This is a genomic window from Beijerinckia sp. 28-YEA-48, from assembly GCF_900104955.1.
Classification (GTDB): domain Bacteria; phylum Pseudomonadota; class Alphaproteobacteria; order Rhizobiales; family Beijerinckiaceae; genus Terripilifer.
Genome location: NZ_FNSI01000001.1, coordinates 4963459 through 4977197 on the forward strand (window position 1 = coordinate 4963459; position 13739 = coordinate 4977197).

Annotated in this window: 13 protein-coding genes; 7 read left to right on the plus strand and 6 right to left on the minus strand. The window is 62.0% G+C overall.

What is annotated here, in order from left to right:
• Positions 1–54: 54 nt before the first annotated feature.
• Positions 55–936 (plus strand): LysR substrate-binding domain-containing protein, encoded by an 882-nt coding sequence (locus BLW50_RS23250; RefSeq protein ID WP_090707135.1) that lies wholly within the window; start codon positions 55–57, stop codon positions 934–936.
• Here the strand turns inward: BLW50_RS23250 and BLW50_RS23255 are convergent.
• Both BLW50_RS23255 and BLW50_RS23260 read right to left on the minus strand, forming a co-directional pair.
• A complete protein-coding gene (locus BLW50_RS23255) occupies positions 933–1643 on the minus strand; it encodes a DUF1345 domain-containing protein (protein WP_090707137.1) in 711 nt (236 codons plus the stop codon). The genes BLW50_RS23250 and BLW50_RS23255 overlap by 4 nt on opposite strands.
• Before the next feature lie 21 nt (positions 1644–1664).
• Positions 1665–2576: a polyprenyl synthetase family protein gene (locus BLW50_RS23260; protein ID WP_090709577.1), complete on the minus strand. Its 912-nt coding sequence runs from the start codon at positions 2574–2576 to the stop codon at positions 1665–1667.
• 285 nt (positions 2577–2861) lie between these two features.
• Between BLW50_RS23260 and rpmF the strand changes: the two genes are divergently transcribed.
• Together rpmF and BLW50_RS23270 are read left to right on the plus strand one after the other, a co-directional pair.
• Positions 2862–3050: a 50S ribosomal protein L32 gene (rpmF, locus tag BLW50_RS23265; RefSeq protein WP_090707139.1), complete on the plus strand. Its 189-nt coding sequence runs from the start codon at positions 2862–2864 to the stop codon at positions 3048–3050.
• A gap of 168 nt (positions 3051–3218) precedes the next feature.
• Positions 3219–4472, plus strand: coding sequence for an alpha/beta hydrolase (locus tag BLW50_RS23270; RefSeq protein ID WP_244544361.1), 1254 nt, complete (start codon positions 3219–3221; stop codon positions 4470–4472).
• Positions 4473–4491: 19 nt separating this feature from the next.
• Here the strand turns inward: BLW50_RS23270 and BLW50_RS23275 are convergent, their stop codons facing one another.
• From BLW50_RS23275 to BLW50_RS23285, 3 genes are all read right to left on the minus strand, one after another.
• On the minus strand, positions 4492–4722 hold the full coding sequence (locus BLW50_RS23275; protein ID WP_090707141.1) for a hypothetical protein: 231 nt from the start codon (positions 4720–4722) through the stop codon (positions 4492–4494).
• A 154-nt stretch (positions 4723–4876) separates the two neighbouring features.
• Positions 4877–6025 carry an efflux RND transporter periplasmic adaptor subunit gene (locus BLW50_RS23280; protein WP_090707143.1) on the minus strand — a complete coding sequence of 383 codons (1149 nt, stop codon included), beginning with the start codon at positions 6023–6025 and terminating at the stop codon, positions 4877–4879.
• 15 nt (positions 6026–6040) lie between these two features.
• Entirely contained in the window at positions 6041–9196 is a 3156-nt protein-coding gene (locus BLW50_RS23285; RefSeq protein WP_090707145.1) for an efflux RND transporter permease subunit, read from the minus strand.
• A 465-nt stretch (positions 9197–9661) separates the two neighbouring features.
• Between BLW50_RS23285 and BLW50_RS23290 the strand changes: the two genes are divergently transcribed.
• From BLW50_RS23290 to BLW50_RS23305, 4 genes are all read left to right on the plus strand, one after another.
• Positions 9662–10309: a TetR/AcrR family transcriptional regulator gene (locus tag BLW50_RS23290; RefSeq protein WP_090709582.1), complete on the plus strand. Its 648-nt coding sequence runs from the start codon at positions 9662–9664 to the stop codon at positions 10307–10309.
• A 70-nt stretch (positions 10310–10379) separates the two neighbouring features.
• Positions 10380–10682 carry an Mpo1-like protein gene (locus BLW50_RS23295; RefSeq protein ID WP_090707147.1) on the plus strand — a complete coding sequence of 101 codons (303 nt, stop codon included), beginning with the start codon at positions 10380–10382 and terminating at the stop codon, positions 10680–10682.
• A gap of 41 nt (positions 10683–10723) precedes the next feature.
• Complete coding sequence (locus BLW50_RS23300) at positions 10724–11278, plus strand: chromate resistance protein ChrB domain-containing protein (RefSeq protein WP_090707150.1); 555 nt, start codon at positions 10724–10726, stop codon at positions 11276–11278.
• Between the two features lie 58 nt (positions 11279–11336).
• On the plus strand, positions 11337–11924 hold the full coding sequence (locus tag BLW50_RS23305; RefSeq protein ID WP_090707153.1) for a hypothetical protein: 588 nt from the start codon (positions 11337–11339) through the stop codon (positions 11922–11924).
• Between the two features lie 37 nt (positions 11925–11961).
• Here BLW50_RS23305 and BLW50_RS23310 read toward each other — a convergent pair whose 3' ends face one another.
• On the minus strand, positions 11962–13710 hold the full coding sequence (locus BLW50_RS23310) for a thiamine pyrophosphate-requiring protein (protein ID WP_090707156.1): 1749 nt from the start codon (positions 13708–13710) through the stop codon (positions 11962–11964).
• Between the last annotated feature and the right edge of the window lie 29 nt (positions 13711–13739).

The window sequence follows — 13739 nt, forward strand, 5'->3', positions numbered from 1 at the left end:
GGACGGCGCAAACGCAGTTAAATCGCCCTTAGCCCAAGATTTTTAGGGGGTAAGGTGAGCCGCTATCTCTATCTGAACGGCATCAAAGCCTTCGAAGCGGCGGCGCGCTTGGGCAGTTTCGCGGCCGCAGCTACCGAGTTGAACGTCACGTCCTCGGCGGTTAGCCGGATGGTGCGTCTGCTGGAAGATCGGCTCAGCACCGCTTTATTTAAGCGTGAGGCGAACAGGCTGATGCTGACGCCGGCCGGCCAAGCCTATCTTGCCGGGCTGACGCCACTGCTCGAATCCCTGGTGCGCTTGAGCGAGCATGTGGCGAGTTTCGGCCATCGGCGGGTGTTGACCGTCGGCGTCGGGCCGACTTTCGCGATCCGCTGGCTCATCCCGCGCCTGGCGGACTTCCGCGCCGTTGCGCCCGATGTGGAGGTGCGCTTCGCCACCGGCGGCGTCGCCGGTCCGTTCGCCGAGGATTGGACTTGCGGCATCAAGCTGGCGCCGGGCGGCGAGCCGGGCTTCGTCAGCGAACGGTTGTTCGAGGCGGATCTGACGCCGGTCTGCACACCGGCGCTGGCGCGGCGGATCGCTGCAGTGGCTGACCTCAACGAAGCGACATTGCTGCGGGTGGCGCATGCGCCGCAGGACTGGCCGACCTGGCTCAAGGCCGCCGGGCGTCCCGATCTTTCGGCGCGCGGGCCGGTGTTTGAAGTCTACGGCCAGGCGCTGCAAGCGGCGGCCGATGGGGTTGGCGTGGCGCTGGGCCTGCGGCCCTATATCGACGACGACATTCAGGTCGGGCGTCTGGTGGCGCCGCTGGCGCTGACCGTGTCGAAGGGCATGAGCTGGTATCTGATGTTTCGCGAGCACCGCCGCGACGAGCCGGCCTTCAGGCTGTTTCGCGATTGGCTGCAGGCCAAGACGATGCAGAACGTCGTCGATTAGCTCGTCGCCAGTAGACCTGCAGCAATGTTGATCGTCAGCGCCAGGATCGTGGTGTTGAAGACGAAGGCCAGGATGCAGTGCAGGGTGGCGAGCCGGCGCATCGGGCGCGACGGGATAGACACGTCGGCGGTCTGGCAGGCGACGCCGATGACGAAGGAGAAATAAATAAAGTCGCTGAACACCGGCGGTTGGCCGCCTGGGAAACGCAGGCCGCCGCGATCTTCCGGCTTGAGCTGTTTCTCGCTCTCACGTTCGATGAAAAATTCATGGGTGTAGTGGTGGGCGAAGACCAGATGGATGAAGGTCCATGACGTGGCGATCGTCAGAATCGCAAGTCCCAGATGCAGCGCCTTGCTGCCGTCCTTAAGGGCGTTGGCGGTGCTCAGTTGCGCGATGACCGCAATGAAAGCGGCGATGGCGGCGATGATGGTCAGCGCCAGGACGATAAAGCGTCCTTCGTCCACGGCTTCGGCGCGATGGCGGATCGAGGCGGCCGTAGCGCCGCTCATCTTGATGACGATCTCCGCCATGTAGATTGAGATCGCCAGGTTCCAGCCGATGAGGGCACGGGTGTTGACGTCCCAGGCGGACGGCAGGGCGAAGTAGCAGATGAAGCCGACGGCGATGCAGACGAGAAGCCGCCAGCGCGCCTGGATGTTGCGGGCGAGGGCGCCGCGCTGGAGAGCCGCTTCTGTCTGATCCGCCACGGCCCGTTCCTTCGTCTTGTATTATCGGTCGCGTGCCACCGTGAAGCGCGCCGCCTCGATGAGGATCGCCGCGCGGTCGCCGAAGGGCCGCAGCGCCGCGATCGCCTGATCGGCGAGCTGGTCACGCAATTGCGCAGCTTCATCGTTCCCAAGCAAGGAGACAAGGGTCGCCTTGTTGCGACCGGCATCCTTGGCGACACGCTTGCCCATGGTGGCTTCGTCGCCCTCGGCATCGAGAATGTCATCGGCGATCTGGAAGGCGGCGCCGAGCGCGGTGCTATAGGCGTTGATGGCGGTAAGGTCGGTCGCCGAGGCGCGGCCGAGGATGGCGCCGGCTTCCGCCGCATAGCGCAGGAGCGCGCCGGTCTTCATCTGTTGCAGCCGTTCGATCTCGGCGCGCGGCAGGGGCGTCAGAGTGCGTTCGGCCATCAGATCGAACATCTGGCCACCGGCCATGCCGCCGAGGCCGGCCATCTGCGCCAGCCGCCCCACCAGCTTGATGCGGATCTGGGGATCGGTATCGGTCGCCTCATCGGCCATGACGTCGAAGGCATAGGTCAGCAGGGCGTCGCCGGCGAGGACAGCCGTGGCCTCGTCGAAGGCTTTATGCACGGTGGGGCGGCCGCGGCGCAGATCGTCGTCGTCCATGGCAGGCAGGTCGTCATGGACGAGGGAATAGCAATGCACCATTTCCAGGGCGCAGGCGGCGCGCAGAGGTCCCTCGCCGTCGCTGCCGAACAGGCGGGCGCTTTCGATAAGCAGGAACGGCCGCAGGCGCTTGCCGCCGCCCAGCGCCCCATGGCGCATGGCGTCCACCAGCCGCGCCGGGCGCGCCGCTTCGCCGTTTTGGGGCGGGTGCGACAACAGCTGATCGAGCTTGGCCTCGACACGCGCCGCCGCCTGAATCAAACGCTCCGAAAACTCTGGATTCACCTGCTTCTCCACCGCTTGTTTGGGCTTGCCCGATCGGTCTGAGGGGGTCAAGGTGGCGATATCGGGCGAAACTGGGTGTTCGGATAATATTCCTAGACTCTTTCACCCCGTTCAGCGCGGGTAGGGCCTAGCCAGAGCGGGCTAATCCGTGTATGAGCCGCGCGGAATTCGAAATTTGTGCCAGCCAGCGGGGCGGTAGCTTCGCGCGGTGGCATATCTTGTTTTGATGCGTCTTTGCGACGTTTGGCCGTTCCGTCAAACCGCAGAACGCTAGTGGAGTTTAAAATGGCTGTTCCCAGGCGAAAGACCTCCCCCTCCCGTCGCGGCATGCGCCGTTCGGCTGACGCGCTCAAGGCGCCGACCTATGTCGAAGACAAGGATTCGGGTGAACTGCGCCGTCCGCACCATGTCGATCTGAAGACCGGCATGTACAAGGGCCGTCAGGTCCTCAAGGTTCGTTCCAACGACGCTTAAGTCTGCCTGCGGGCGGATGTGAAAGGGCCGGCTTCGCGCCGGCCGTTTTTGCTTGCGCGCATGCTTGCTTCCATACCTGCGTTTTCGCTGCGATTTCCCCTGTTTCGCTGATGCTCGAGATCGGGCATAAGGGCGGCGCGGTCAGCTGTGGCTGTTGTGGGGTTGATGATGCGTTTGGCGTTGCGGATGTTGCCGGCTTTGGCCGGTTTCGCGTTGCTTCTGGCGGGATGCAGCGGTCGACCTGACGACACGCTGATCCCGGTCGCGGCTGCAGCCGCCAACGGGTCGACTGTCGATATGCTCGTCGCCACCACGCGCGCGCCCGATAACGATCCGGCGCGGATGTATTCGGGCGAGCGCGACCAGGCCTTCAATTTCGCCGATGTCAAAATCGCGATCCCTCCCGATAGCATGCGCCCGGTGGGCGAGGTGCAATGGCCCTCGCAGCCGCCCAATCCGTCGCGTGAGTTCGTGGCCCTGAAGGCAGAACGGCTCGACGAGAAGCAGGCGTTGCGCACGTTCCATGACCGGCTGCAACGCACTGCGCATCGGCGCGTGCTGGTTTTCGTGCATGGCTACAACACGCGCTTCGGTGAAGCGGTGTTCCGGCTGGCGCAGATCGTCCATGATTCCAAGATCGACGCACTGCCGGTGTTGTTCACCTGGCCGTCGCGTGGCCGTTTGCTCGCCTATACCTACGATCGCGAGAGCGCCAATTATTCGCGCGATGCGCTGGAGAAAGTGTTGCAGGGGCTCGCCAAGGACCCTGCGGTCCGCGAGATCGCGATCCTGGCCCATTCGATGGGCAATGTGGTGACGCTGGAAGCCCTGCGGCAGATGGCGATCCGTAACGGCGCTATCGCGCCCAAGATCAAGAGCGTCATGCTGGCATCGCCCGATGTCGACGTCGATGTGTTCCGCCGGCAGGTCATTGAAATGGGGCCGAAGCGGCCGCCGTTCACCTTGTTCGTCGCGCAGAACGACGAGGCGCTGGCGCTGTCGAGCCGCATCTGGGGCGGGGAACCGCGTATCGGTATGATCGATCCGAAGAAAGAGCCTTACCGGACGATGCTGGAGCAGCAACGCATCAACGTTCTCGATCTGACCGATATCAAGAGCAGCGATTCGCTCGGCCATACCAAGTTCGCTGAGAGCCCGGAGATCGTGCAGCTCATCGGTGGTCGATTGGCTGCGGGCCAGACCCTGAGCGATGGACAGGCGGGGCTCGGCGACCGGCTGGCGCGCATCACAACAGGCGCTGCCGCGACCGTTGGCACGGCGGCTGGCGTGGCGCTCTCGGCGCCGATCGCCATCGTTGATGGTCGCACGCGTGACAATCTCAACGAGCAATTGCAGGATCTCGGCTCCCATGTGCAGGACACGGCGGGTTCCACCGGTCGCGTCATGGGCACGCGCTACTGAGGCGCTCGAACAACGGCCTTCAGGCAAAGTCGCGTTTCTCCTGAAACGCGACTGGCTCTGCATCGGCGGTTTGAAATCGCCGTATTCGAGAGTCTGGGTCACCGCATCGGTGCTTCAGGCCATCCGGCACGCCGATCCACAGTTTGGTCGCGGTCGCCGGCTTCAGGTTCCGCTGCTTGTCTTCATAGACATTCATCGTCACGCCGTTCAGCGTCTGGCTTTGCGGGCCCGTGCCTTCGCTTAATGGCATTTGCAGCGGGGCAGCTTCGGTCCTGCTCTTGCACTGGACCGCACATACTGATCCCCAAAAGAAATCGGGGCGCCGATGGGGCGCCCCGAGGATCAGATTGAGGGGATGGGAACCTTGCCTCGCGTTCTCTGTGTCGCGAGGTGAGGCTATCGCCTTAAGACTTTTTCTCAGTCTGCGGCGGCAGCGGCTGGACCGGAGCGCCCGGGCCGATTTTCTGCAGATTGCCTGAGATCACCTGATCGGTGTCCTTGAGGCCACTCTGGATAACGACCAGCGGCCCTTCGGTGCGACCGAGGGTGACCGGACGCATTTCCACTTTGTTTCCTTCGCCGACGACATAGAGGAATTTGCCGAGCTGGCTCGAGCCCAGCGCCACCTGCGGCACGAGCAAGGCGTTGGGCTGTTCGCGCAGCAACAAGCGAACGCGGACATATTGGCCGGGCAGCAGGCTCTTGTCGGTATTCTTGATCGTGGCGCGAGCGCCGATCGTGCCGGTCAGGCGATCGACGCTGTTGTCGATGAACGTCAGCTCGCCCTTGTGGCGGGCTTCCGTCTCGCCGGGAAACGACACTTCGGCAATCACCGGCCCGGCGGCGCGGGCCTTTTGGATTTCCGGAATTTCCGTTTCGGCCGGATTGAACGTGACATAGACGTTGTCGAGATAGACCAGCGTGTTCAGCACCGTGCCTATGGAGCTGATCAACGTGCCGATGGGGGCCTGGTTGCGGCCCAACCGGCCGTCGAACGGTGCGCGAATTTCGGTGTAGCTCAGATTCAACTGGGCCGTCCGAACCGCTGCCTCGTCGGCGATCAGCGTGGCTTCCGCCTGCCGCTCGGCGCTGAGGCGTTGCTCATAGAGATCCTTGGACAGATAGCCGCTCTTGATCAAATCCTGGCCACGCAACGTGTTGGCGCGCGCATAGTCGAGCGCAGCCTTGTCGCGTTTCTGATTGCCCAGCGCCTGATCGAGCGCACTCTGATAATCGCGCTGGTCGATCTGATAGAGCAGATCGCCCTTCTTCACATCGGATCCATCGGTGGCCGGCTGGGCTTGAATGTAGCCGGCGACCTTGGCTTGCAAGGTGACGCTGCTGATCGCCTCCGTGCGCGCCGCATATTCGTAATAGATCGGGATGGACTTCTTGATGACGGGTGTCACCGGCACCGGCATGGCGAAGGGCGCCGCCGCCGCGTTGGCGGTTTGCTCGGCGGCGCCGGGAGCCCATTTGGTTTTGGTGACATAGGCCGCGGCGGCAATGACGACGATAAGCGCGCCGACCGCAACTGACTTCGAGATTCTCATATCAAAGACTCCAAATTATTCGGCTGGTCCGGCTGTCGGCGCCGTCACATGATGTGAAACATTCTCGTCGGCGTGGCGGCCTTCGCGCATGCGTTCGATGACGGCATAGAACACTGGCACGAACACCAGGGTCAGGACCGTGGCCACGAGCATGCCGCCGAACACCGCCGTGCCAATGGATTGACGGCTGGCCGCGCCGGCGCCTTGCGCGATCATCAACGGCACGACGCCGAGGATGAAGGCGAAGGCCGTCATCAGGATCGGGCGCAGACGCAGGCGTCCGGCCTCGGCCGCCGCGTCGACGATGGACATACCGCCTTCACGCAGAAGCCGGGCGAATTCGACGATCAGAATGGCGTTCTTCGCAGCCAGGCCAATCAGCATGACGAAGCCGATCTGCGAATAGACGTCGATCTGCATGCCGCGCACCCAGATGGCGAGCAGCGCGCCGAACAGAGCGAACGGCACCGCCAGCAGAACCATGAACGGCATGGTCCAGCTTTCATACTGCGCCGCCAGGATTAGGAACACGAAGACCAGCGCCAGGATGAAGATGATCGTGGCAACCGAGCCTGCCCGCAGTTCCTGCAAGGTGATGCCGGTCCATTCATAGCCAAAGTCCTTCGGCAGGGCGGCTTGGGCGGCGCGTTCCATCGCCTCCACCGCCTGGCCGGAGCTGTAGCCTGGCGCCGGCGCACCGTTGATCTTGGCCGACGTGTAGTTGTTGTAATGCGGCACGCTTTCCGGGCCGATGATCGGCTTCAGCGTACCGAGCGTGCTCAAAGGCACCATGCCGCCACTGTTGTTGCGGACATAGAGCTTGGAGATATCGGTGGCATCGGCGCGCGCTTCGTTCTCAGCCTGCAAGGTGACGCGGAACGTCCGACCGAAGAAGTTGAAGTCGTTGACGTAGAGCGAGCCGAGATAGATCTGCAGGGTGCTGAAAATGTCCGGCAGGTTGAGGCCGAGCAGTTTCGCCTTGTTGCGATCGAGGTCGTAGTTGTATTGCGGCGTCGAGGTTGAGAAGGCCGAGAACAGCTGGTGGCCATCGAGTTCCGGCTGTTTGCGGGCTTCGGCGATCACCGCCTGCGTCGCTTCGTTGAGTGCGATGGAGCCGCGTCCCGCAAGATCCTCGACCTGGAATTCGAAGCCACCCAAGGTGCCAAGACCCTGGATCGACGGCGGGTCGAAGCTGAGCGCGATACCTTCGGGGATCTGCAGCAGTTTCGGGCGGACATTGGCGACAATCTTCGAAGCACTCTGTTCCGGCGGCCGCTCATCCCAAGGCTTGAGGATGGCGAACACGACCGCGGAATTGGACTGCGCCGCATTGGTCAGGAAGTTCAAGCCGCTGACGAAGCCCACGATATCGACGCCCGGTTCCGCCGCGATGATGTCTCGGACCCGTTTCGTCGCTTCGTCGGTACGCTCCAGGGAGGCGCCGTCGGGAAGCTGAACGATGGCGAAGAAATAGCCCTGGTCCTCGACCGGCAGGAAGGTCGAAGAGATGCGTGTCGAGATCAGATAGGTCGCGCCCAAAATCGCCAGGAACAGCACCAGCAAGGTGATGCGCCAGCGAATGAAGACGTGAACCATGTCGGAATAGGTGTGCGACAGCCAGTTAAAGCCGGCATTGAACCAACGGAAGAAGAAGAAATTCGGCGGCCCACCGTGGCGCAGGAAGACCGCGCTCAGCGCCGGGCTGAGGGTGAGCGAGTTAAACGCCGAAATACCGACGGAAATCGCCACCGTCAGGGCGAATTGCTTGTAGAGGGCGCCGGACACGCCGGGAATGAAGGCGACCGGAATGAACACGGCCATCAATACGCCGGTGGTGGCGATGATCGGGCCGGTCACTTCGGACATCGCCTTGCGCGCCGCCTGTAAGGGCGGCAAGCCGGCTTCAAGCTGGCGTTCGACGTTCTCGACGACGACGATGGCGTCGTCGACCACAAGGCCGATGGCTAGCACCATGCCGAGAAGGCTCAACATGTTGAGCGAGAAACCCAGCGCATGCATGACCGCCAGAGTGGCGATCAGCGATACGGGAATGGCGATCGTCGGAATGATCGTCGTGCGCCAGCTTTGCAGGAAGATGAAGACGACGAGCACGACGAGCAGGAGCGCTTCGCCCAAAGTGATGAGCACGTCATGGATGGCGGCCGAGACGAAGCGCGTCGTGTCGTAATGCATGTTGTACTCGATCCCCTTGGGGAACCGAGCACTCAACTCCTGCATTTTCTTCTCGACGGCTTGCTTCAACGCCAGCGAGTTGGAACCCGGCGCCTGGAACACGGCGAGCACCACGGTCGGCTTGTTGCCGAACATCGTCGTCGATGAATAGAGCAAGGAGCCGAGTTCAATGCGGGCGACGTCGCGCAGGCGCACGACCGAGCCATTGCCGGCATTGGCGCGCACGACGATATCGCCGAACTGCGCCGGATCGCTCAAGCGGCCTAAGGCATTGACCTGCATTTCAAACGCCGTGCCCACGGGGGCTGGCGTCTGGCCGATCTTGCCGGCCGCGACCTGAACGTTTTGTTCCGCGACAGCGGCTTGGACGTCGGTGGCGGTGATGCCGAGATTGGCGAGCTTGTCGGGATCGAGCCAGATGCGCATCGAATAGCGCCGCTCGCCGAAAATCTGCGTGTCGCCGACGCCAGGCAGGCGCTTGATCGGGTCAACGAGCTGGAAAAAGGCATAGTTGCTCAGTTGCACCGGATCGACGGAGCCGTCCGGCGAGGTCAGGTCGACGATGAGGACGAAGTTCGGATTCTGCTTCTTAATCGTCACGCCGGCCTGGTTGACGATCGCCGGCAGCACGGCGGAGGCCTGCGAAACACGGTTCTGCACGTCGACGGCGGCAGTGTTGATGGGGTAGCCGACCTTGAAGGTGATGGTGATCGAGGACGAGCCGTCGTTGGAGCTCGCCGACGACATATATTCCATGCCTTCGACGCCGTTGATCTGCTGTTCGAGCGGCGTCGTCACCGTATCGGCGACCACCTGGGCGCTGGCGCCCGGATAGATGGCGCTCACCACCACCTGGGGTGGCGAAATGTCGGGGAACTGCGCGACAGGCAGCGAAAAATAAGCAATCGCGCCGGCCAGCATCATAATGATGGCGATGGCCGACGCGAAAATCGGGCGCTGAATGAAATATCCGACCATTGATTATTCCTGTCCGCAGAACTGCGACCGCGTGGTCGGTCCGTAAGAAGTGAGTTTTTTGCGCCAGGCGGCACCCCAGGGCTTGGTCCTCTGGGATGGGGTCGGAGCATTGTTTGGGGTGTTGGGTCGCCGCCCGCCAGCTGGTGGGGGCCCATCACTCGATATCTCGCTGGGTTTTAGCTTATCCGCGGCTTCTCGCCAAATGGCGCGCACATCCGCGGGATTGACATGATCCGCCCGCATGATCGCCTGAATGAGTGTATCATCCAGGAGATCATCGATACGTTCATTGATCCGTCGGTCCGCACGCGAGCGTTCCATCTGACTGTCCTTGTGGGTGTTTGAAATTTTTCCAGGCCTTGACGGCCTGTGGGCCGGGTGTTACCGGTAAGTAACTATGGTACAGATCGGTAACATTAGTCAAGGGACTGCTAGGCAAATTTTTTAAAGGAGCGAGTGACCATCATGGAACCAGCGATTGCAGCCACGCGAAAACCCCGGGAGCGGATTATCGAGGCGGCTTGCGACCTATTCCGAAAGCATGGCATTCGCGGCGTCGGTGTCGACGCTATCGCCGAGGCAGCAGACACCAATAAAATGACGCTTTATCGGCATTTCGGCTCGAAGGACGATCTCGTTGTCGCCTGGTTGCGCGAGGTCGAGCAGGCCGGTGAAGCGGCGTGGAACAATCTGCAGGCCGCGCATCCGCAAGACCCGATGGCACGCATCCATGATTGGGTTGGCATGGCGGCGGAATGCGCCGTGGGCGACGGCCGCGGCTGCGACATGGCCAATACGGCCATTGAGCTGACGGAAGAAGGCCATCCGGCGCGCCAGGTCATTCTGGAATTCAAGACCCGTCATCGCGAGCGGCTGCTGCAGCTTTGTCGCGATGCCGGCATCATCGAAGCGGATCTGCTGGCGGATGCGCTTTATCTTCTGGTCGAGGGCGCGCGGGTCAGCCGCCAGAGCGTCGGCGCCCAGGGGCCATGCTCGCATTTCATCAAGGTCGCCGAAGCGGTGATCAAGGCGTTCGCCAACAGTAAGCCGGGCACTGCTGCTTCCAAGAAGTCGGTCGAGAAATCGCTCGAGAAACAGGCTCAGCGCGCTTAAATCGCGGCGAAATCTCGCTTTCACTCTCGAGACTTTGACGTATCCTGCCATGAAGAGCGGGAGGAACGTCATGAGCCGGTTCGCCAGTTTTCGCGAATTCTATCCGTTCTATCTGTCCGAACATGCCAATCGCGTGTCGCGCCGCCTGCATTTCATCGGCAGTTGCGGCGTGCTGGTGTTGATCGCCGTCGCGATCCTGCGGGGCAATGCCTGGTGGCTTCTAGCCGCGCTTGTCTGCGGCTACGGCTTCGCCTGGATCGGTCACTTCTTTTTTGAAAAGAACCGCCCGGCGACCTTCCAACATCCACTCTATTCGCTGATGGGCGATTGGGTGATGTTTTGGCAGATTCTCACAGGCAAGATTAAATTGTAGAGCAGCACGAGCGCGGTGCGCCGGCTGATGGGGAGACGTCAATGAAATGGGTTACACGAGATTTCGTGCATCTGGATCGTGTGGCCGCGCCGTGGCTGATCAAGCGCTTTGTCGACCATGAAGCTGAATTCGTCTTCGTGCCTTGGGGCGAGGAAGAGCGGCGGCCTGCCGATGCCATTGCGCTGGCGCTTCCCGGCGCCGAGCTTGGTCCTCACGACGAGAAAGGGACAACTTTTCGTAAAGTGATAACCAAATATGATCTGCGCGATCCGGCGCTGGACGACATCGCGAAAGTCATCCAATGCGGCGTCGATTATGTTCTGCACGATTTCCGGCCGTCATCCGACGACGTGCATGGCCAGGTGGCGGTGGGCTTGTTGAATATTGCCGAAGGCTTTCTGATGATCCACCGCACGGATAGCGCCATTCTCGAAGCCAGTTTTCCCATCTACGATGCGCTCCATGCCAATTTCACCGTCCATCACCTGGTTGAAGCCAAGGGCGTGACGCTTCCGCCTCACGCTGGCAACGGGCCGACCGCGCCGACGATTTTTCTGAGGAAAATATTTGACGCGAAGAGGGAGGCGAAAGGTTAAGCCTATCGGTGTCGTCGTCGGCTCGCTAGCTTAACGCTCCTCACAGGTTGATCCGTTTATGGACCCGCAGCCTTCTCCCGAACTGTTCCCCCATGTCCGCATCGTGCTGGGCATGGTCATCGGTCTTGGCATCACGCGCTTGCTGACGGGGGTGGCCGGGTTCATTCAGCATCCCGGCCGTTATAGGTTTTCGCTGCTCCACATGCTGTGGGCGGTGTCGATCTTGATCGAACTGGTGCTGTTTTGGTGGTGGGAGTTCGGACTCAAGCATATCGACCACTGGACTTTTAGCATCTTCGTCTTCGTGATCGGTTATGCGGTGGTGCTGTATCTTCTCGCGGCTCTGCTTTTCCCCGACAACATCGCGGAATATGGCGGCTATGAGGATTTCTTCCTCAAGCGGCGGCGCTGGTTCTTCGCCTTTCTGGGCACGACCTTCGTGTTCGATATCATCGATACGTTGATCAAGGGACTGGATTATTTCAATCGTCTCAGCATCGACTATCTGGTGCAGGTGCCGATCGGCCTGGCGCTTTGCATCATTGGCTGCATCTCCGCCAATCGCAATGTTCAGATTACGCTCGCGTTCGTCCATCTCGCCTATCAAGCCTATTGGATCGTGCGCGTGTTCAACACATTGCACTGACGAGGGCTGCATGCCGGGCCGTTAAGACCCGGCGCGCTTACACGGCGACGGGGCCTGGCACGCGCACGGCGATGACTGCCGGAGCGCCCTTGCGCACCTGCCGCAAGCCTTCCGCAAGGGCCGGGGCGACATCGGCGGTTTCGGTGACGAGGCGACCATATCCACCATTAGCCTCAGCCAGTTTGGCGAAGTCCGGTGGCGGTTCGAAAATGCCGCCGTTGTAATTGTCCGCGCCGACGGCGACGCCCTGCGGGTAGAGGCGCTTCAGGCCCGTCGTACCCGTGCTGTAGCTGCCGTTGACAAAGACGACGGAGAGATAGGGCGACTTGTGATAGTTCGCCGCCCACAGCGCCGCCATGGGCGTGCCGAACATGAAATAGCCATCGCCGCTCGCCAGCACGACATCGCGATCGGGCGCGGCAAGCTTTGCGCCGAAAGCGGCGCCCGAACCCCAGCCACCGGCGCTGCCGCCGCTGCGAAAATAGCTGCCGCTCGATTGACGACGGGCGTAGGCGCGCACGAAGTCGCTGTTGCTGATGGCGTCGTTCAGGAGCACCGCATCGGGGCGCAGGAGGCGGCCGAGTTCGTAAGCGACATGGCAGCCGTTGGGACGGTTGCCCTTGGCAGCCTGTGCCGCCTGGTCCTGGAATTCCGCATCGATCTGGCGCTTGCGCGCCGCAAGTCGTTCGCGGCGGCTGGCGATACGATCGAGAGCGCCCTTATCGAGAATTTTTTCGGCCTCGGCATGGACCGCGCGCAGCGTCAGCGCGACATTCGCGGGTGACCAGATATCGGCGCGATATTCCATGGTTTTGTAACGTGACAGAACGGGGTCGGTGCCGATCCAGGCAATTTTCGCGCTGGCCGGCGGCGACTCGCGCCCCGGAATGAAGGGCGCGGAGATATCCAGCATCAGCAGGGCGTCCGCGTCGCGTGAGTGCGGACCGGTGCCGAAATGCGCGTGGGTATGGGGGAAATTCATGCGGTCGGCGCCGGCATTCTCGGCGATGGGAAGCGCGAGAAGGTCCGAAAGTCGCACCAGCTCGTCAACGGCGGCTGGATCGCGGCCGGAGCGTTCGACAAACACCAGCGGATTATGGGCGTTGACCAGCCAGCGGGCGATATCGCGCGCATCCTCCGGCGCGGGGGCGACCGGGCGGGCGATGCCCAATTGCGCGGCGGTGGGAAAGCTCGACTCGCCGCCCGTGCGCAACATGGCGGTTTCACGCGGGATCGACAGATAAACCGGACCGCGCGCCTCGCTCATGGCGATCTGCAACATGCGGCTGACGATGAGGCCGGGATTGTCCTGATGTTCGAGGCGATGATCGACCTTAGTGTAATCGCGCACGATGCCGTTCTGGTCGCGCGGTTCCTGATGCCATTGCACAAGCGAATCCCGGGCGCCGGGCATAGACCCTGGAAAGGCGCGCGGGCCGGTGCCCCCCATGATCAGCACTGGATAGCCGCCGCGCCAGGCGGTGTGCAGCGCCGCGCCGTAGTGAAACGTGCCGACGTCGACATGGACGATCGAAGCCGTGGGCCGCCCGCTGATCATGGTCGATCCCAAAGCCGCGTTCAGGGCGACGGATTCATGGACCATGGTGACAAGCTTGGGAGCCGGCGTGCCGCGTTGCTCGGCTTTGGCGATCGCTTCCTGAAAGAAATTGATCTCCGTGCCCGAGACGAAGAAGAGATGGTCGATGCCGCTCATTTTCATCGCCGCGACGACGGCATCGGACCATTCGTCGGTCTTGCAGGTTTGCCAAAAATTATCCGTGCTCATTTCCGCCCGCTCGCATTCTTGTTGTTTCT